Annotated in this window: 20 protein-coding genes; 7 read left to right on the plus strand and 13 right to left on the minus strand. The window is 34.1% G+C overall.

The annotated features are described in order from the left end of the window. Positions 1-36: 36 nt before the first annotated feature. Both G314FT_RS08370 and bsh read left to right on the plus strand, forming a co-directional pair. The gene (locus tag G314FT_RS08370; RefSeq protein WP_257700517.1) at positions 37-630 is read left to right on the plus strand and encodes a uracil-DNA glycosylase family protein; all 594 of its coding nucleotides are present in this window, start codon (positions 37-39) and stop codon (positions 628-630) included. A 77-nt stretch (positions 631-707) separates the two neighbouring features. Continuing rightward, a complete protein-coding gene (gene bsh, locus G314FT_RS08375; RefSeq protein WP_257700520.1) occupies positions 708-1,682 on the plus strand; it encodes a choloylglycine hydrolase in 975 nt (324 codons plus the stop codon). A 39-nt stretch (positions 1,683-1,721) separates the two neighbouring features. Here bsh and G314FT_RS08380 read toward each other — a convergent pair whose 3' ends face one another. The 6 genes from G314FT_RS08380 to G314FT_RS08405 form a co-directional block, all read right to left on the minus strand. Next, complete coding sequence (locus G314FT_RS08380; RefSeq protein ID WP_257700522.1) at positions 1,722-2,123, minus strand: rhodanese-like domain-containing protein; 402 nt, start codon at positions 2,121-2,123, stop codon at positions 1,722-1,724. Positions 2,124-2,148: 25 nt separating this feature from the next. Beyond that, entirely contained in the window at positions 2,149-3,120 is a 972-nt protein-coding gene (locus G314FT_RS08385) for an ROK family glucokinase (protein WP_257700523.1), read from the minus strand. Continuing rightward, positions 3,120-3,329, minus strand: coding sequence for a YqgQ family protein (locus G314FT_RS08390; protein ID WP_117972170.1), 210 nt, complete (start codon positions 3,327-3,329; stop codon positions 3,120-3,122). The genes G314FT_RS08385 and G314FT_RS08390 overlap by 1 nt, the downstream gene beginning before the upstream one ends. Positions 3,330-3,400: 71 nt before the next feature. After that, positions 3,401-4,129, minus strand: a complete 729-nt coding sequence (locus G314FT_RS08395; RefSeq protein ID WP_257700525.1) for a rhomboid family intramembrane serine protease — start codon at positions 4,127-4,129, stop codon at positions 3,401-3,403. After that, positions 4,116-4,679: a 5-formyltetrahydrofolate cyclo-ligase gene (locus G314FT_RS08400; protein ID WP_257700526.1), complete on the minus strand. Its 564-nt coding sequence runs from the start codon at positions 4,677-4,679 to the stop codon at positions 4,116-4,118. The genes G314FT_RS08395 and G314FT_RS08400 overlap by 14 nt, the downstream gene beginning before the upstream one ends. Before the next feature lie 96 nt (positions 4,680-4,775). Further along, the gene (locus G314FT_RS08405) at positions 4,776-5,201 is read right to left on the minus strand and encodes a MarR family winged helix-turn-helix transcriptional regulator (RefSeq protein ID WP_257700528.1); all 426 of its coding nucleotides are present in this window, start codon (positions 5,199-5,201) and stop codon (positions 4,776-4,778) included. 90 nt (positions 5,202-5,291) lie between these two features. Between G314FT_RS08405 and G314FT_RS08410 the strand changes: the two genes are divergently transcribed. Next, entirely contained in the window at positions 5,292-6,266 is a 975-nt protein-coding gene (locus G314FT_RS08410; protein ID WP_257700529.1) for an FUSC family protein, read from the plus strand. Positions 6,267-6,309: 43 nt separating this feature from the next. Here the strand turns inward: G314FT_RS08410 and rlmN are convergent, their stop codons facing one another. The 4 genes from rlmN to G314FT_RS08430 form a co-directional block, all read right to left on the minus strand. Further along, the gene (gene rlmN / locus G314FT_RS08415) at positions 6,310-7,377 is read right to left on the minus strand and encodes a dual-specificity RNA methyltransferase RlmN (protein WP_257702542.1); all 1,068 of its coding nucleotides are present in this window, start codon (positions 7,375-7,377) and stop codon (positions 6,310-6,312) included. A gap of 126 nt (positions 7,378-7,503) precedes the next feature. Next, positions 7,504-7,824, minus strand: coding sequence for a hypothetical protein (locus G314FT_RS08420; protein WP_257700530.1), 321 nt, complete (start codon positions 7,822-7,824; stop codon positions 7,504-7,506). 28 nt (positions 7,825-7,852) lie between these two features. After that, positions 7,853-9,043 (minus strand): coenzyme F420-0:L-glutamate ligase, encoded by a 1,191-nt coding sequence (locus G314FT_RS08425; protein WP_257700531.1) that lies wholly within the window; start codon positions 9,041-9,043, stop codon positions 7,853-7,855. A 143-nt stretch (positions 9,044-9,186) separates the two neighbouring features. Next, positions 9,187-10,509: a polysaccharide deacetylase family protein gene (locus G314FT_RS08430; protein ID WP_257700532.1), complete on the minus strand. Its 1,323-nt coding sequence runs from the start codon at positions 10,507-10,509 to the stop codon at positions 9,187-9,189. A gap of 333 nt (positions 10,510-10,842) precedes the next feature. Between G314FT_RS08430 and G314FT_RS08435 the strand changes: the two genes are divergently transcribed. Continuing rightward, entirely contained in the window at positions 10,843-12,237 is a 1,395-nt protein-coding gene (locus G314FT_RS08435) for a pyridoxal phosphate-dependent decarboxylase family protein (protein ID WP_257700539.1), read from the plus strand. Between the two features lie 46 nt (positions 12,238-12,283). On the opposite strand, the gene G314FT_RS08440 is transcribed toward G314FT_RS08435, so the two are convergent. Genes G314FT_RS08440 through thrC form a run of 3 tightly spaced genes read right to left on the minus strand, consistent with a single transcriptional unit; the run spans position 12,284 to position 15,077 of the window. Beyond that, complete coding sequence (locus G314FT_RS08440; protein ID WP_257700540.1) at positions 12,284-12,721, minus strand: ACT domain-containing protein; 438 nt, start codon at positions 12,719-12,721, stop codon at positions 12,284-12,286. Then, positions 12,703-13,587 (minus strand): homoserine kinase, encoded by an 885-nt coding sequence (gene thrB, locus G314FT_RS08445; protein WP_257700542.1) that lies wholly within the window; start codon positions 13,585-13,587, stop codon positions 12,703-12,705. Before thrB ends, G314FT_RS08440 begins: the two co-directional genes overlap by 19 nt. 2 nt (positions 13,588-13,589) lie before the next feature. After that, positions 13,590-15,077, minus strand: coding sequence for a threonine synthase (gene thrC / locus G314FT_RS08450; protein WP_257700544.1), 1,488 nt, complete (start codon positions 15,075-15,077; stop codon positions 13,590-13,592). 83 nt (positions 15,078-15,160) lie between these two features. Between thrC and G314FT_RS08455 the strand changes: the two genes are divergently transcribed. From G314FT_RS08455 to G314FT_RS08465, 3 genes are read left to right on the plus strand one after another with little or no spacing between them, the layout of a single operon-like run. Continuing rightward, the gene (locus tag G314FT_RS08455; protein WP_257700546.1) at positions 15,161-16,300 is read left to right on the plus strand and encodes a homoserine dehydrogenase; all 1,140 of its coding nucleotides are present in this window, start codon (positions 15,161-15,163) and stop codon (positions 16,298-16,300) included. After that, positions 16,293-17,615 (plus strand): aspartate kinase, encoded by a 1,323-nt coding sequence (locus tag G314FT_RS08460; protein WP_257700547.1) that lies wholly within the window; start codon positions 16,293-16,295, stop codon positions 17,613-17,615. The genes G314FT_RS08455 and G314FT_RS08460 overlap by 8 nt, the downstream gene beginning before the upstream one ends. After that, positions 17,612-18,622: an aspartate-semialdehyde dehydrogenase gene (locus tag G314FT_RS08465; RefSeq protein ID WP_257700549.1), complete on the plus strand. Its 1,011-nt coding sequence runs from the start codon at positions 17,612-17,614 to the stop codon at positions 18,620-18,622. The genes G314FT_RS08460 and G314FT_RS08465 overlap by 4 nt, the downstream gene beginning before the upstream one ends. The last annotated feature ends 37 nt before the right edge of the window (positions 18,623-18,659 follow it).

Consider the following 18,659-nt stretch of genomic DNA (forward strand, 5'->3'; position numbering starts at 1 on the left):
TTTGGTTTTTTATTTATCTTAGAAAGGAGCATTCTCATGACAACCATCGAAGAGATTAAACAACACATTATAACCGACCCTGAAAATAAAGTGTTCACCCAACAAGGATGGCAACCCATCTTTATGGCTTATCCTGAAGCAAAAATTTTAATAATTGGACAAGCGCCCGGTATTAGAACGCAAGAAAAAGGACAAGTGTTTCGTGACAAGAGTGGAGATAGATTACGTCAATGGATGGGAATCAGTGAAGAAACCTTTTATCACTCTAAAAAAATTGCTGTCTTACCAATGGATTTTTATTTCCCTGGAAAAGCAACTCATGGTGATTTGCCACCTAGAAAAAATTTTACTGAAAAATGGCACCCAGCTTTAATTGACTGCATGCCAAACATTGAGTTAACTATTTTGATGGGGACATATGCTCAAAAGTATTATTTAAAAGATAAAGCGAAAAAAAATTTGACTGAAACGGTTTTTGCTTACGAAGATTACTTACCAACTTATTTTCCGATTGTGCATTCCTCCCCACTAAATTTCCGTTGGTTTGCTAAAAATCCTAGTTTTGAAGAAAAGATTGTGCCTAAACTACAACAACTAGTAAAAAAACTATTAAATCAATCATCGTTATAAAAATTTCATAGAAAAGTCATTATTTTATCTCACATTCAGCGCTATACTAAAGCCATACTTATTTAGGAGATGACATTATGTGTACAGCTATCAGTTTTAATGCAAGCCATCATTTTTTTGGAAGAAACCTTGACTTAGATTATACGTTTAATCAAGAAGTTGTGATTACACCAAAAAACTACCCATTTAACTTTAAAAATGGGCAATCAATCACTCAACACTATGCCATGATTGGTATGGCTGTTATTTCTAATGACTATCCTCTATACTTTGATGCAACAAACGACCAAGGATTAAGCGTTGCTGGACTAAACTATCCTAAAAATGCTTATTATGCGCCTTCGACTAACACACCTAACGAGATTGCCTCATTTGAGTTGATCCCTTATCTCTTAACTCAATGTAAAACAGTGGAAGAAGTCAAAACTAAACTAAAAAATGCTATTATAACAAACCAACCCTTTAGTCCAGAGTTTCCTAATTCACCACTACATTGGATGGTTTCTGATAAAGACTCTTCTTTAACCATTGAATCTGATAAAGATGGTCTTCATTTATATAATAATCCAGTCGGTGTTTTAACCAATAATCCCCCTTTTCCTATGCAGTTATTTAATTTGAATAACTACCGTCACTTGTCACCTAAAACTTATGACACGTTGTTTTCTGAAACACTACACTTAGATAGTTACAGTAATGGCATGGGTGGTATGGGACTTCCTGGTGATTTGTCTTCTATGTCACGCTTTGTTAGAGCCTGCTACACAAAAGAAACTTGTTTAACTTTTCAATGCGTTCCAAAAGACATCAACCAATTTTTTCACATTTTAGGTTCTGTCGAACAAACAAAAGGACTATGTGATGTGGGAGAGGAACATTATGAATACACTATCTACTCCTCTTGTTGTGATACAACAACGGGAAGTTACTATTATAAAACATATGATAATAGTCAACTAAACGTGGTTCATTTAGCCAACGAATCACTTGATACACAAACCCTCTTATCTTATCCTTTAGTCACAGAGACTTCTGTTCATCACGTCAACTAAAAAAAGATGCCGGAATTTTTTCCGACATCTTTTTTTTAATTATTTTTTCTTTGTCTTACCTGTCCAATTCATATAGCCACCCTTTAAGATGTAGATATCTTTGTATCCTTCTTTTTTAAGCAAACCAGCCATATAAATTGCCATACCAGTACGATTGTCATATAAATACACAGGAGCATCTTTACGAATAGCCAATAAATATTCTTTATGAGCTCTAGCAATTGTGTAAGGAACACTTCTTGCTCCTAAAATGTGTCCACGATTGTAATCTTCTTTTTCTCTTACATCAATCACTTGAGCTGTTCTCATCGTTTCTTGAAACTTGTCTTGTTCAATCCACTCAGCTGCTCTCTTTCGTTTAATAAAAAAGAATAATTTATATAAACCATAACCAATAATAACAATAAGTAATATAATATTTAACGTTGCAAAAAAACTCACAGGGCATTTACCTTTCTTTATTTAATTATTTTTCTTCTTTAAATTTTAACGCAAGAGATGCTGCACCAATCACACCAGCTGAATTTCCCAACTCTGCTAATTTTATTGAAGTACTTTTTGTGACTTGTGGGAATGTAAACTCTTCAAAATAATCTCGAACTTTTTCTAATAAGAAATCTCCAGCAGCTGATACACCACCACCAATGACAATCTCTTGTGGGTTAAGCATATTTCCAATGTTACCGCATGCTAAACCTAGATAGAAGCACACTTTATCCACAACTAATAAGGCAAAATGATCATTATCTTTAGCTAAGTCAAATACATCTTTACTTGTCACTTCTTGTCCATCATCAATCATTGCTTTTAATTTTGAATCACCAGAATATTCTTCACTTAACTCTCTGGCTAAACGAACCACACCTGTAGCTGATGCCACTGTTTCAAGGCATCCTTTTTTTCCACACGTGCAATCAAAACCTGTTGGATCTACTGTTAAATGCCCAATTTCTCCTGCTGCCCCTGCTACGCCATGTAATAATTGCCCTTCTGCGATAATCCCGCCACCAACACCTGTTCCAAGTGTAATGAATGCCACATCAGGTGCATTGTTTCCAGCACCTTTCCATCGTTCACCAAGTGCTGCAACGTTTGCATCATTGTCTAAATCAAACGGAATACCAAATGTTTCTTCCATTGGTTTTTTTATTTCTTGAAGCGTTGACCAGTTTAAATTATAGGCGCCAATTACCGTTCCTTTTTCTTTATCGACTGTTCCTGGTGTTCCCATACCAATTCCGATAAAATCAGATGCTGTCATGTCATATAAATTTAGTCTGTGTTTGATGGACTCAATAATATTTGGAACAATATGAGTACCCTCATCTTCAATATTTGTTTCCACACTCCATCGTTGTTGGATGTCACCATCTTCAGTTAAAATCGCTAATTTTGCTGTTGTTCCACCCAAATCAATTCCAATTAATTTATTTTTCATTATTGTCCCTCCTGATAATCTTCTTCAAGATGATGTTCATGTTTTAAAACAAGCATCGCTTTTACGTATTCTTGTTTATCAATTAATCCGGCTTCTTCAAGTTGTTTTAATTCAATCATCATTAATTCAATATCCCATAATCTATTTCCAACATAAATAAAGATACCAAATCGTTTAAATAACTGTTGTACATCATACATTGTTCTCAATTTTCACTACCGACCTTATTATACAGATAAGTACCAGATATTCCTAGTCTCGTCTGAATTTATTTTTTATTTTATCTACTAAATCCTTTATAAAAACATCCTACTAACAATACGACGAAGAAGACAAGTGCTATCACACGCTTTTTCCAATCAATGTTTTCATTAAAACCTAATCGATTAGACGGTACGCCAACTATCATCATCACAAGTAAACCACCTAATGCACCGCCAAAATGCCCCATAATATCCACACCTGAATCAAATAAATTCATAACTAAATTCATGAGTATAAGAAGAGTCATATTGCGTGACATGTATTTAATACCAGGATGATGTTTATAAATCTGACCTAGAATAATAAATGCCGCAAAAATTCCAAAAAGCGACGTACTCGCTCCTGCTGAAATAGAATTAGACGAACCAAAGGCAAAACTCCATAAGTTACCAAAAATTCCACTTAACATATAAACAAGGAAAAATCGAGTGTGACCAATTAAAGGCTCTAAAATACGACCTACAAAATATAGTCCCAACGAATTTAATAATAAATGGAAAAAACCAATGTGGACAAAAATAGGCGTCACAAGTCGCCAAAACTCACCATCTAAAATAATGGCTGCATGAGTCATTGCACCAAATTGATATAATATTCCCACATCTTCTGATCCAGAATAAATCCCTTGTTTTATACCAACAAGTTCCATCAAAATAAATACCACAATTTGAATGGCTAAAAATGTATAAGTAAAGTATGGGCCTCTCTTGAAACGCATCCAATAACTTGTATTATATTCCCTCATAAAGTTCCCCCTTACGTGCACAAATTAATGCATCAACTAACTTATCATGTTCTTCTATTTCTAATTCTTCTAATAACTGTTCATCAAAAACCAAACTAATGGTATGACCTTTAAAATCAGTTAAATATCGGTCATAAAATCCTCCACCGTAACCAATACGTTTGCCCTCTTGCGTGAACCCGACTCCTGGAACAATCATCAAATCAATTGATTTTTTATCATAAAATTGACTATCAATTGGCTCATACACGCCAAATGGTGTTAATTCTAACGCAACGTCATCATGATAGGCGTAAAAATCCATCTCACCACGCTTTTTTGTTTTAGGAATAACAATCGTTTTCCCTTCTAAAAAAGCTTGATTCATCAATTTTGTTGTATTAAATTCATGCGTCATTGGGTAAGTCGTAGCAATCACATTTGCTTGTCTCCATTGATTTGTTTCATATAAACGAGACAGCATGTCTTCTTCCAAAGCGTGTTTTTTATTTTCTTGTGTTGCTAGATGCTTTAATTTAGCCAATATCCCTTGTCTAATCACTTGTTTCATCTCAACACCCCCTTAAACAATATACCAAAATATTATAACACAAGTTATTTGTAAACTTTATCTAAATAGTCTATTAAAAATATTTTGATGTAAACATTATAATTTTTTAAAAATTTTCAGCAAGACATCAAGACTCTCGTTCAATTCTTTCATATCTTTTTGAGTTAAACGACGAGACAAGTCCTCTTTTAAATCTGTGGTATCAAATGGATTTTTTTGCAAATACATTCTACCTTTTTCTGTAATTGAAACATGCGTAACACGCTTATCTTGTTGGCTCACTACTTTTTCAACAAATCCATGTTCGAGTAATTGATTAATAATGCGTGTGGTTTGTTGTTTACCAAAATAAAAATCCGTCGCTATTTCTTTCATCGTAAGAGAGTTGACTTTTGTGAGTCCTAATAAACAATAATAACTTTCATACGTAATATTCAGTTCATTTTTTTGTTTGATTCGTCTTTCCACATTAAAATGCCAATATGGTAATAATTTTAATAATTTATTTGAAATGTCATCCATTTTTCATCCTCCTAAATTGACTTTTTTATCCTCTTCATGATACCTTATTAGTACATATTTGTGTACTAATAAAATGGAGATGATTGACTCATGCTAACTAAACTAATCACACATATACAAAAAAACTTTCGTAACAATCTGATTGATTATACGAGTAATTTACTTTTTATCTTACTATTTACACTGATTTTCGGTAAAGAAAATCTTCTTCCCATTGTCGCTTTAAGTGTTGGATTTTTAATGTTTCCTAAAATTAATTTTGGTGTAAAAAATAACGTACTTACACTCACTAACTTATTACTCTTTCCTTTAGGTGGGATTGTATCCCAATTACCACACGATAGACCACTTGGTTTATTTTTTGTTTATGCTGGGTTTACTTTTCTGATTTTATTATTAACTGCTGAACCAATTGTTTTTCAGTATTCAATCCCTTATTTAATTAATTTTTTATTCTGTCAAGCAACACCTGTAGATTCATCAAATGCACTAAACCGAATCATTTGTTTATTTTTAGGAAGTATTGTACTAAGTGTATTAGCTGCTAAATCAACTAAAAAACAACCTTTAAGCAACTCACAACTCACACTAAAAGAACAAATAACTCGCTCGCTAACACACCCTTTTTATTTGTTCAAGATGACGTTAAGTGTCTCAATAGCGATGACAATTGCTATTTTACTCCATGCACCTAAGCCACTTTGGATTAGCATTGTGGCTATGTCACTGACTGAAATTCATTTTAGTGAAACTGTAAAAAAAACACGCGAACGCATTATTGGAACAACGTTTGGCGTGATAGTATTTTATTTATTTTTAGTCAAATTAATTCCAACACCTTATGCCATTGTATTTATTTTAACAGTAGGATTCATCAGTTACTTTTTAGTTGACTATCAACACAAAACGATTGTCAATTCGATTGCTGCCATGAATGCTGCACTCGTTATTTTCCCAAGTGGTATCTCGATCGCTAACCGATTTATCGGATTATTTATTGGGATCGTAATTGCTATGATAGTCGCGATGATAGGTTACATGCTTCAAAAACTAATCGTAAGATAGAGAAAAGCTACAGTCATTATCAAAATGGCGTAGCTTTTTTAGTTTATTTACTCTTCTCTTTTCTCATTTGCTTACTTCTAAGTTGACCACATGCCGCATCAATATCAGAGCCAAACTCTTGTCTGACCACACAATTAATTCCATTTTTCTTTAAAATATCATAGAAAGCTAATGTATCTTTTTTCGTACTTCGTTGATATAAATCATGTTCTTCTACCGTATTATATGGAATCAAATTCACATATGTTAGCTTTTTCTTGTCTTTTAACAAATCAGCCAGTTGTTGAGCATGCTCTGGTGTGTCATTAACCCCTTGAAGCATAATGTATTCAAACGTGATACGGCGATTGGTTTCTTTTAAGTAATAATCTACTGCATCCATTAAACGCTCTAATGGATATGCTCGATTAATTCTCATAATAGATGTACGTGTGTCATTATTTGGCGCATGAAGTGAGATAGCCAAATTAACTTGTAAACCATTTGTCGCAAACTCTTTGATTTTTGGTACAAGACCACTCGTTGAAACGGTCATATGTCTTGCTCCTATTTGTAACCCTTTTGGATCGTTCATAATATGCAAGAAATTCATGACATTGTTATAATTATCAAACGGCTCGCCAATTCCCATCACCACAATATGACTCACTCTTTCGCCTTGTCCTTGTTTGTCTAGGTAATGCTGCACTTTCATAATTTGAGCGACAATTTCACCTGTTGTTAAGTTACGTTGTTTTTTTAGTAACCCACTCGCACAAAACGTACAACCGATGTTGCACCCAATTTGTGTTGTCACACAGACAGACAAACCATATGCTTGACGCATTAACACTGTTTCAATCATATGATGGTCTGGTAACTCAAATAAATATTTTATCGTTCCATCTTGACCTTCTTGAACGACTACCTCTTTTAAAGGATCTAATACAAAATGTTCTTTTAATAATTCAATTGTTTGTTTTGATAGATTACTCATCTCAGAAAAATCCGTCACTCGTTTTTCATATAACCATTGCCACACTTGGGCTGCTCTAAATTTCTTTTCACCATTTTTCACAAACCATTCAACAAGTTGAGGTTGTGTAAAATCATAGATTGATGGTTTCATTATTTATTCCTCTTTTCTACTTTGTACACTTAATCACTATATAGGATTTAAGTCTAATTTGCAATGACAAACTCACTATCCATGCACAACAAAAAAAGCAAAAGAACGAGTTGTTCTCTTGCTTTTACTTTATTGATTTATCGCATGTAATACTTGTTTACTTAATTGTTCTAATCTATCTGATAATTCTTGAGCCGTTTCTTGTGAATACACAATCGTTTCAACTGGTGTTGACACAAAATCAAGTAATTTTACAGCTTGCCATGTATCTCCTTGCTTTTCAATCGTGATTTGTGGGTGCACACTGGTCGCCCCACACGCATCCGCCACTAAAAAAGCAACCTCATAAGTAGTCTCATCTAATTTTCTTAAACGATAATACCCATCATGAATAAACTGTTTGTCTGCTGATAAATGTTGTGTCAACAGATCCAATTCTTCTTGTGTCATACTCACACGTCCCCTTTATTAGCCTTGATTAATTAGTAAAGTTATCGAAATAGCCTTGAATAAAGACAATCGGTGTTCCTTTGTCTCCACTACCTGACGTTAAATCTGATAATGAACCGATTAAGTCAGTTAATTTTCTAGGTGTTGTTCCTTGTGCTTCCATTAATCCTGTTAAATCATCTGCTTTTGAATCAATGTGTTTTTTGATTGCTTCTTCAAGTTGAGCTCCACGTAAATCAGAGAAATTGTTATCAGCAAGATATTTTAACTTCACTTCATTTGGTGTGCCTTCTAAACCTGATGTGTATGCAGGAGATACAACTGGGTCAGCCAATTCCCAAATTTTTCCAACTGGATCTTTAAACGCGCCATCACCATAAACCATGACTTCCACTTGTTTACCAGTCAACTCTTTTAGTTTACGTTGGATATTATCCACTGTTTCTTGCGAGTTTCTTGGGAATAATTTCACACCATCGTCTGTCGATTTGTTTGAACCAAGCAAACCGTATTGCTCGTTAAAGCCACTTCCGTCAACTGATTTAGATAAGACATCATCCAATGTGTACACTTTTTCCGCACCATTTTGTTCTAAGATGCGTTTTGTACGGTAACGTGTGTGAATATCACATGTTAAGATATTTTTTGTATAAGATAAAATCGTTTTAGGTTTTTGAGAGAAAATGACTTCACACTCAGCACCTTCTGCTGCGATTAATTCTTTATAGTATTCAATATAGTCAACACCTGTAAAGGTATGTTTTTGATAACCAAATAGCTCTCTAAATTCTGTTTCAGTTAACGTATCTGTCCAAGGATTCACTCCTTTTTCATCTAATGCGTCAAGTGAAATCAAATGATTTCCCACTTCATCTGATGGATAACTTAACATTAGGACAATTTTTTTGCTTCCTCTAGCAATACCACGTAAACAGTTTGAAAAACGATTACGGCTAAAGATTGGGAAGATAACCCCAACTGTCTCATCATTAAATTTTTGACGAATATCTTCTGCAATTTGATCAATCGATGCATAATTTCCTTGAGCTCTAGCAACAATCGATTCTGTTACAGCAACGATATCTTTGTCTTGAATTGAGAAGTTTCCTTCTTTAGATGCTTCAATGACACTGTCAATAACGATTGATTCTAAATCATCACCTTCATTAATAATTGGACAACGTAATCCCCTTGATACAGTTCCAATGATTCTTGACATAATTTTACTCTCCCTCATGAATACAACTCATTTTTAATTTAGTTCCATAAGTACTATACAGTGTTTTAAGCGACAAGTAAAATCTAGACGCTAAAAATATTAAAAAAAGATGATTAAATATCGCATCTAATCATCTTTTTGATTTAATTAATTAATTCATTTGCTAACACAAAGGTATAGCCTTGACTTTTCAAATACTTAATGACATTTTCCAAACTGTCCGCTGAATCTTGATGAATGTCATGCATTAACACAATACTATGAGGTTGTAATTCTTTTTTAACTTCCCCTAGAATAGCTGTGGGATTATGTGTTTTCCAATCTAGTGTATCAATATTCCACAAAGCAATGGACATATTTGATTCAACTTTTGTCACACGATCATTATACGCCCCATATGGTGGACGAAGAAGCGTTGGTTTTTCACCTGTTAGTTTTTCTATTTTTTGGTTGGTTGAATCAATTTCTTGCTTGATACTTGCTTCATCTAATTTTGTTAAGTCTTTGTGGTCATAAGTATGATTTCCAATTTCATGACCAGCATCGTGAATTTTTTTCACCACATCAGGATAAGTATCAACCATTGAACCTAACATAAAGAAAGTAGCCTTAATATCGTATTTTTTTAACGTATCTAATATTTGCAACGAACTGGTATTGTTTGGTCCATCATCAAACGTTAACGCCACTTTTTTATCATCATTTAAAAGAGTTGGATCATTTTTAATAACCTCTTGTTCTAGAAGAGACAACTGACTAGCATACGTTTTTTTGAGTTTATCATTTTTTAACTCGCTAACTGCTTTATCTAACTTTTTATATTCATCAGATGACGGAACAGTTTTAATCTTATCTTTTTGAATATAAGTTGCCATTTCTTTATCAAGGGTTGCTAACGTTTGATTTTGAGTCGTCACTTCTTTCAGTCCTTCTTCAAGAGCTGACTTTTGCTCACCTTTTGGTAAAGCACTCACTTGTGATGTTAAATCATCCTGTAGAGTAGAAGAAACGCTTTTTGTAATGGCTAGATTTTTAACCAATGTATTTTTGCTAAAGGGCGTTGTACCAAAAATATCCCTCATCTCTTGAGAGACTTTTATTTTATTTTGAACCAATTGAATCACTTTTGAATCTTTTTGCAATTCAGTTAACAACTGACCTTTTTGATGCTTTACTTTTCCAGAGATATTAGAAATCTCATCCACTTTTTTGATACTTGTTTCAACCTGTTCTTGCGCTTTATTGGATGTGGTTAATAAATCTTTGCTAGTAACATAGTTTTCTAACGTACTATGATTAAGTGAATTTAAGGACTCCTCAATCATATTTTTTTCACTTGTCACACTAGCCAATGTTTGTGATGCTTTTTTATCTAACGTCATACGTCGAACTAAAAAAACGACCTCTACAACCAAAATAAGTAATAAAAAAATTAATATAAATTGCTTTTTTCTCTTTTCAACCAATTTTAAAATCTACACCTTTCTAAATATACAAGTTCTATTCTAACAGTAATTCTAAAAATTGTTTATTATTTTCCTGACTTTATTACAACAAAATACGTGGGTTTACTTTATTTTATCAAAATTACATAACATTTTATTGTTTTTTGTTCATTTTTTTAAATACTACCACTTTTCATTTTTTAATATTAATGATCAATTAACCAATTAAACAGTTATGTTTCTGATTAACATAACATGAATCACCTAACTACAAATACAAATGAGAACACTTTTTTTAAAATAACTATGATAGAATAATGAGGCATAAACTATCATTAGTAGGGGGAATTTATAATGGACATTCAAGATTATATGAAAGGATTTATCGATACTTTTTATGACAATATACATACCATCCAACAAGGAAAACCAATCGACATTATTCCAGAAAAAACAATCAAACAATTACAAACTTTAGACTTTACTGAAGAAGGACGAGACCTATCTAGTTTACTCACAACTTTAGAAGAAAGTATCTATCCTTTTAGAAATGTTAGTGAACATAAACGAAATTTTGCATTCATACCTGCTCCCGTTATGGATATTTCCAAATTAGGGGATTTAATGGAATCATTTTATAATCCTAATGCGGCTGGTTTTTATTCTAGCTCTGGAACAGCTGTCATCGAAGAAGAAATGATGGCTTATTTATGTGAAAAAGCTGGATATGATCCAAAAAAAGCAAGTGGGACTTTCCTATCAGGTGGCTCAATGGCAAATTTAAATGCCACCATAGCTGCCAGAGACAAATATTTATCATTAGATGACATCACAAGAGGTGTGGTTTATATTTCTGATCAGGCACATCATAGTGTTCATAAAGCACTTCACGCGATTGGCATTCCAGATGAAAGAATTCGCCGTGTAAAAACAGATGAGCAATTAAAAATTGACCCAACAGCACTACAAGAAACAATCAAAACGGATAAAAAGAATGCGTTACGTCCTTTTATCGTGATTGCAACAGCCGGAACAACAAATGCAGGGGTGATTGATCCATTACCTGAATTGGCTAAAATTTGTAAAGAAGAAGATATATGGTTGCATGTGGACGGAGCGTTTGGCGCATCGGTGTTATTATCATCAAGCCACACTCACCTACTTAAAGGGATTGAACAGGCTGATAGTATCACGTGGGATGCACATAAATGGCTCTTCCAAAGTTACTCTTGTGCGATGTTACTGGTAAAAGATAAAGCCGATTTATTGCGAAGTTTTAGTGAAACGCCTGAGTATTTAGAAGATGCTTCTGAAAACGAGCACATCAACACATGGGATTTAGGACTTGATTTGTCTCGTCCAGCTCGTGGCGTGAAGTTATGGTTATCCATACAAGCACTTGGAACGAAAAAATTAGGTGACACGATTGATTACGGAATCAAATTAGCTGAATACACTGAGTCCGTCGTGCGAAACACACCAAAATTAGAGATTATCACACCTGCTCAAACAGCGATTCTGAACTTTAGATATCAACGTGAAGGTTTAAGTGAAGAAGAATTAAATTCGTTCAATACAGCCCTCTCAAATATGATTTCTAATCAAGGGTTTGCTCAAATTTTGACAACAAAACTTCAAGGGAAAACGGTATTACGTATGTGTACCATCTCGCCTGAAACGACACAAGAAGACATCGATAAAACAATCGAACACATTTCTTCTTGTATAGAAAAATTAGAAACTAACTAAAAAATAAGCCGAACACGAAAACTTAAATCGTCGTGTCCGGCTTTTATTATTCAATTGATAAGAGTTGTAGATGATTGACCCCTGTTAATTTTTCCAATTCAACTAAGAGTTCATTCACTGACACTGATAGTTCTTTAATATCAATTCCCATCACAACGGTTGCTGTATCTTGAATGGGAATATTTTGATTAATGGTTAACACATTTCCACCTAACTCTGACAAACGATTTAACACAGAAGACAACAAGCCTTTTTTATCTGTTAGATTAAATGAAATCAATGTTTTTCTAATTTGTGCTGTTTTATCAGCCACAAAGACATGGTCTTTATATTTATAAAAGGCACTCCTTGAAAGGCCTACTTCATTAACCACTTCACTAATATTTTTATAATCTCCTGAGTTAAGTAATTTTTTTGCCTCAATAACCTTTGAAAAAACTTCAGGTAAGACAGCTTGATTAACAATTAGATAGTTCTGTGACATACGTTTGCTCCTTTATAGTCCACTGATAAATCAAGAGCTCTCCAATGATGTTTCAGCGACTTCAAAGAATCATTTAACGCCTCCATGTTGACTGACTGATTATAGACTCCCATCAGCGTTGACCCACTTCCTGAGATATAAAACCCTTTTGCTCCTGATTTTTTAGCGATATTTTCTACTATATCATATTCGTCAATTAATTTTTTTCGATACGGCTGATGAATGCCATCATCTAAAAATTGATCTAAATTAGCCGCATCTCCTGTTTTTAATGCGTCTAATAAAAACAATAATTTTGCTTGATTGGCTATCACCGTTTTTAGCGGATAACTTTCAGGTAACACTCCACGTGCGACTGATGTTTCCAACGTAAAATCGGGAACAAACGCCACAAATTGATATGACTCATCAACTGGATAATGTTGGAAAAAAATGTCGTCACCCATTTGATAAGAGGCACTTAATCCACCTAGTAAAGCAGGCACGACATTATCAGGATGCCCTTCAATTTGAGTACAATACTGCACCAACTCATCTTGACTTAAATGAAGCTGATGCAACTCATTGGCTGCTAACACACCTGACACGATACATACTGCACTACTACCCAAACCACGTGCAAACGGAATATCACTATCAATCTGTAATTTAATTGGTGTCACAGCCCTTTTTAGATTATCTAGCACATATTTGTATGACTGATAAATTAAATTATCTTCTGTCTGAAACTCCACAGGACACCCTGTAATCTCCAACTTGTCTGATAATTCAACCTCACACTCACCATAAAACGTCACAGCTAAACCTAATGTGTCAAACCCAACACCGACATTGGCAGATGTTGCCGGAACTTTAATACACACCATTATTACTCACCTACCTGTTTAATAATAATATCTTTCATTTCATCAATATCAATCACTTGATTATGTAAAATTGGTGCATGTTTCAAGTCTTTCAACTGACTTGGTGCATAGACGTTTGTTTTTTCTTCTAACTCATCAATTAATTTAAACTCATCTTGCGCGCTATCAATCGCAAGGTCTGGAATATCTTTGCTCACTTCTTGGACAAATTTATATGGAGAAGCTGTTGATAAAATCACGGTTTTTTCTTTCTTTTCAGGGCTATTTTCTAATACGTAAGACGCCACCGCTGTATGCGGATCAAGTAAATAACCTTTTTCGTTATACACTTTGTCAATTTGCTCAGCCACTTGTTTATCCGTTGCATAGCCAGTACCGAATGTTTCTTGAATGGTTTTTAATAATTCATCAGAAATCTTGAATTTTCCTGTTGTTTTTAATTGAGTCATCAAGTCAGCCACATAACCAGCATCTCCCCCACTTAAATGGAACAACATTCTTTCTAAGTTTGATGAAATTAAAATATCCATACTTGGTGAGCTCGTCTTTTTAAACTCACGATTGGTGTCATACTCCCCTGTTTTTAAGAAATCATATAATACGTTATTTTCGTTTGAGGCACAAATGAGTTTATTGATTGGTAGCCCCATTTGTTGTGCGTAATATCCGGCTAAAATATTACCAAAGTTTCCTGTTGGCACAATGTAGTCGATCTTTTCACCAAGTTTTATCTCGTCCATATTAACAAGTTCTGCGTATGACGCAAAGTAGTAAACTACTTGCGGAATCAATCGTCCAATATTAACTGAGTTCGCACTTGAAAACTCAATGTGATGGTCTTTTAATAATGCCACTAATTCTTCATCATGGAATAAACGTTTCACATTACTCTGTGCATCATCAAAGTTTCCATTAATTGATACAACTGACACGTTTCCTCCGTCTTGTGTTTGCATTTGTTTTTCTTGAATGGTTGATACCCCATTATTTGGATAATACACAATCATATCAACTAATGGGTCATTTTTAAATCCTTCTAAAGCCGCTTTACCAGTGTCACCACTTGTGGCTGTTAAAATTAATCGTTTGTTCGTATTATGTTGTGTTTTTGCGGATAAGTTTACTAGTTTTGGTAGCAGTGATAAGGCAACATCCTTAAATGAACACGTTGACCCGTGGAATAATTCTAAAACATAATCATCGCCTACTTTTTTTAGTGGCGTGATTTTTTCATCACTAAATGTGTTTGTATAAGCCTCTTTCACACATTTTTTGATGTCATTTTCTGAAAACTCATTGAAAAACTGATTGATAACCAGTGAGGCAATCTCTTGGTAGTCCTTATCTAAAACAGTCGATACATCTAAATTCACATCATCTAAGTTAGGCAAGACAAACAATCCTCCATCAGGACTTAACCCTGATAAAATCGCTTGACTAGCAGAAAATTGAATCGTTTTATTTCTTGTACTTTGATATTTTTTTTCCATCATAACACTCCTTGTCTTTCATTTTAGTCTATGATACAATGTTCACCATATAAAAACAAGTGTATTTTATAGGAGGACTTATTATGAAAATCGCCATACTTGGTTATGGGACTGTTGGTTCAGGTGTGTATGAAATTTTACAGAAAAAAAATTTAGCAAAAGCAATTAGTGTAAAAAAGATATGGTCACGACCCAAAAAAAACATCGATATTCCTAATTTTTGTCCAGATATCGATGACATTATAAACGATAAAGAAATCGAATTAGTCGTTGAAGTCTTAGGTGGTATTGATGTCCCCTTTGATTTAATTTCCCGTATGTTAAAGAGTAAAAAACATGTCGTTACTGCAAATAAAGCAGTCATTGCTAGACATTATGATGAACTAACTAATTTAGCAAAAGAAAATGGTGTGTCCTTAAACTTTGAAGCAAGTGTTGGTGGTGGGATTCCATGGATCAAAAACGTGGAGTTAGCTTCAAGAATTGATGCTATTTCAAAATGTTATGGTATTTTAAATGGTACATCAAACTTTATCTTAGATACCATGTTAAAAGAAAATGAAGATTTTGGAGATGTGTTAAAAGAAGCCCAAGATTTAGGTTACGCAGAAGCTGACCCAAGTGCGGATATTGATGGCTTTGATGTCTTAAATAAATTAATTATTTCTGCTAGAAAAGCATTCAATAAAAAGCTCGATCCAGATGATTTCTTTGTTCACTCAATGAAACACATCACAAAAGACGATATTCATTACTTCAAACAAAAAGGCCATATTGTAAAATACATTGGTGAAATTACGCATGACGAGGGGATTATTTCGTTACATGCTGTTCCGGAAACATTTGTCGAAGCAACGATTCCAAGTAACAATAATATCGCTAGTCTTGAAGGCCAAACAATTGGAACACTAAAATTCTACGGACAAGGCGCTGGAAAATTACCAACAGCTAACGCAGTAATCCAAGATATATTAGATATCTCAAAAAATATGTCGTATCTAGATACTGATAATGACGAAAATAGTGTTATAATTGATACCAAACAAAACCACTATACGTTCATTATCCGAACAAATGAATCAGTTGATGCTAATTTAATTAAAGAAACAGATGGCGACTACCTTATCACTCATCCAATCACTTTATCTGACATCAAAAAGCAAACACAATTAAAAGACGCTCTTATTGTGAGAGTGATTACTCAGGAGGATTGGCATGATTAAAGTAACAAAATTTGGTGGAAGCAGTGTAGCAAACGCGACACAATTTAGAAAAGTTAAGCATATCATTGATAGTGACCCAACAAGAACAGTTGTGGTCACAAGCGCTAGTGGAAAAGAACAATCAGATGATCATAAAATGACTGACTTATTATACTTATGCTATGAACATAAACGATATGGGATGCCTTTTGATGGCTTATTTCAAATGATTCGTGATAAATTAACTAAAATTGAGAGCGAACTTGATTTAACCTCTAATATCTCTGAAGATTTAGACTTTTTATATGCTAAAATGCAAGATTCTATTGATATAGACTATTTAGTCAGTCGTGGTGAATTTTTAACTGCTAAACTCTTAAGTAACTACTTGGGATTTCACTTTATCGATGCTAAAGATATTATTATCTTTAAACCAAATGGGCAAATAGACGAAGAGCGTTCCTGTCAAGCCATCCAACATCATATTAAACGATCAGAAAAAATTGTAGTACCTGGTTTTTATGGGGCTTATCCTGATAAGTCCATTCACTTAATGTCGCGTGGTGGCAGTGATATTACGGGAAGCTTTTTAGCTAGCGCAATGGATGCTGTCTGTTATGAAAACTGGACAGATGTATCTGGTATTCTAAAAGCTGACCCACGTATTGTCAGAGACCCAAAACAAATTGAAACCATTACCTATGAAGAATTACGTGAATTAGCTTATATGGGAGCAAATGTTATCCATGAAGAAGCGGTTAATCCTGTTAGAGAAAAAGGAATTCCTATTCATATTTTAAATACCAATGATCCTGATAATCATGGGACAGTCATTACAGCTAAAGACGAACAAGAAAAGCGTCAAGCAATCACTGGTATTACAGGTAAAAAGGATTTTTCCATTATCACAGTAGTGAAATCCCATATGTCCAATGACTTTGGTACCATCAGAAAAGCATTAGAATGCATGGAAAAATACCGTATCATTGTTGAACATATTCCAACTGGCGTAGACTCTTTCTCACTAGTTGTTGATTCTGAGCAATTAAAACCTTTTTATTATGAAGTCATCTCTGATTTAAAAGCCATCACACAAGCAGATAAAGTAACCGTGATTCATGATATTGCCTTAATCGCCATTATCTCTCGTTTTATGAAAAATAAAACAGGTATGAGTGGTCGCTTGTTTAGTGCACTTGGAAAACAACACATTAATATCTCACTCATCTCACAAACAAGTGATGAGTTGACCATTATTATTGGGGTTAAAAATGAAGATTACAATACAACCATTCAAACAATTTACTACGAATTCGAAGGAGACGATAGTTTATGAGTCAATTAACAGTCGCTATTTTAGGCGCTACAGGTGAAGTTGGAAAAGAGATGTTAAATTCTTTATTAGAACGCAACATCCCGATTAAAGAATTGAAATTATTTGCTTCTAAAAGAAGTGCTGGTCAAACCAAGATGTTTGGTGACAAGGAATTAGCCATTGAAACCCTTACAACAGATTGTTTTGAAGGCATTGATGTGGTGCTATGTGCCTTAGATGATGACATTGCACGCATTTATTTACCAGAAGCTAAAAAACAAGGCTGTTTAATTATTGATAATTCAAGTATTTATCGACTAGATGAAAATGTCCCATTAGTTGTACCAGAAGTGAATCCTGATGATATTTTTAATCATCAAGGAATTATCGCCAACCCTAACTGTTCAACCATTATCGCACTTGTCGCGATTGCACAATTGCATAAAAAAGCAACCATCAACTCAATGATTGTCTCAACTTATCAAGCTGTGTCTGGTGCAGGTAAGCAAGGAATCGAAGAATTAGAAACTCAAGTAGCTGACTTAGCAGAGGGAAAAGACGTTACACCTCATGTTTTTCCTTACCAAATTGCCTATAATGTGATTCCTCAAATTGGTGGTTTTAATGACGAAGGGCACTCAAGTGAAGAAATGAAATTACAAAATGAAGGACGTAAAATTTTGCATCATCCTGACCTTGATGTAACGTGTACCTGTGTTCGTGTGCCTGTTATTCGCTCTCACTCTGAAGCCATTACTCTCTTTTTAGATAAAGACTTATCTGTTGAAGAAGCACGACAAATTGTGAGTGAAACAGACGGTGTTAAATTAGTCGATGATTTAGACAATCAAGGATACCCAATGCCGTTAGATACATCGAATCAAGATTTAGTCTACGTTGGACGAATTCGTAAAAATAAAATAGGAAACCAATCTGTTTTAACATTATGGTGTTGTGGTGACCAAGTAAGAAAAGGAGCAGCAACCAATGCTGTTCAAATTTTAGAGTATTATATTAAAAATAAATAGCAAAAAAGCTTAGAAACCAATCAGTTGATTTCTAAGC

Source organism: Vagococcus luciliae, assembly GCF_024637875.1.
GTDB classification, from domain to species: domain Bacteria; phylum Bacillota; class Bacilli; order Lactobacillales; family Vagococcaceae; genus Vagococcus; species Vagococcus luciliae.

What these genes read in the sequence shown, in the direction of transcription:
- G314FT_RS08420 (WP_257700530.1), bottom strand. Translation starts at nt 7,824, where the DNA reads ATGACACAAGAAGAATTGGATCTGTTGACACAACATTTATCAGCAGAC.
- thrC (WP_257700544.1), bottom strand. Translation starts at nt 15,077, where the DNA reads ATGGAAAAAAAATATCAAAGTACAAGAAATAAAACGATTCAATTTTCT.
- G314FT_RS08370 (WP_257700517.1), top strand. Translation starts at nt 37, where the DNA reads ATGACAACCATCGAAGAGATTAAACAACACATTATAACCGACCCTGAA.
- thrB (WP_257700542.1), bottom strand. Translation starts at nt 13,587, where the DNA reads ATGGTGTGTATTAAAGTTCCGGCAACATCTGCCAATGTCGGTGTTGGG.
- G314FT_RS08435 (WP_257700539.1), top strand. Translation starts at nt 10,843, where the DNA reads ATGGACATTCAAGATTATATGAAAGGATTTATCGATACTTTTTATGAC.
- G314FT_RS08410 (WP_257700529.1), top strand. Translation starts at nt 5,292, where the DNA reads ATGCTAACTAAACTAATCACACATATACAAAAAAACTTTCGTAACAAT.
- G314FT_RS08385 (WP_257700523.1), bottom strand. Translation starts at nt 3,120, where the DNA reads ATGAAAAATAAATTAATTGGAATTGATTTGGGTGGAACAACAGCAAAA.
- G314FT_RS08395 (WP_257700525.1), bottom strand. Translation starts at nt 4,129, where the DNA reads ATGAGGGAATATAATACAAGTTATTGGATGCGTTTCAAGAGAGGCCCA.
- G314FT_RS08440 (WP_257700540.1), bottom strand. Translation starts at nt 12,721, where the DNA reads ATGTCACAGAACTATCTAATTGTTAATCAAGCTGTCTTACCTGAAGTT.
- G314FT_RS08425 (WP_257700531.1), bottom strand. Translation starts at nt 9,043, where the DNA reads ATGTCAAGAATCATTGGAACTGTATCAAGGGGATTACGTTGTCCAATT.
- G314FT_RS08465 (WP_257700549.1), top strand. Translation starts at nt 17,612, where the DNA reads ATGAGTCAATTAACAGTCGCTATTTTAGGCGCTACAGGTGAAGTTGGA.
- bsh (WP_257700520.1), top strand. Translation starts at nt 708, where the DNA reads ATGTGTACAGCTATCAGTTTTAATGCAAGCCATCATTTTTTTGGAAGA.
- G314FT_RS08405 (WP_257700528.1), bottom strand. Translation starts at nt 5,201, where the DNA reads ATGGATGACATTTCAAATAAATTATTAAAATTATTACCATATTGGCAT.
- G314FT_RS08460 (WP_257700547.1), top strand. Translation starts at nt 16,293, where the DNA reads ATGATTAAAGTAACAAAATTTGGTGGAAGCAGTGTAGCAAACGCGACA.
- G314FT_RS08400 (WP_257700526.1), bottom strand. Translation starts at nt 4,679, where the DNA reads ATGAAACAAGTGATTAGACAAGGGATATTGGCTAAATTAAAGCATCTA.
- G314FT_RS08455 (WP_257700546.1), top strand. Translation starts at nt 15,161, where the DNA reads ATGAAAATCGCCATACTTGGTTATGGGACTGTTGGTTCAGGTGTGTAT.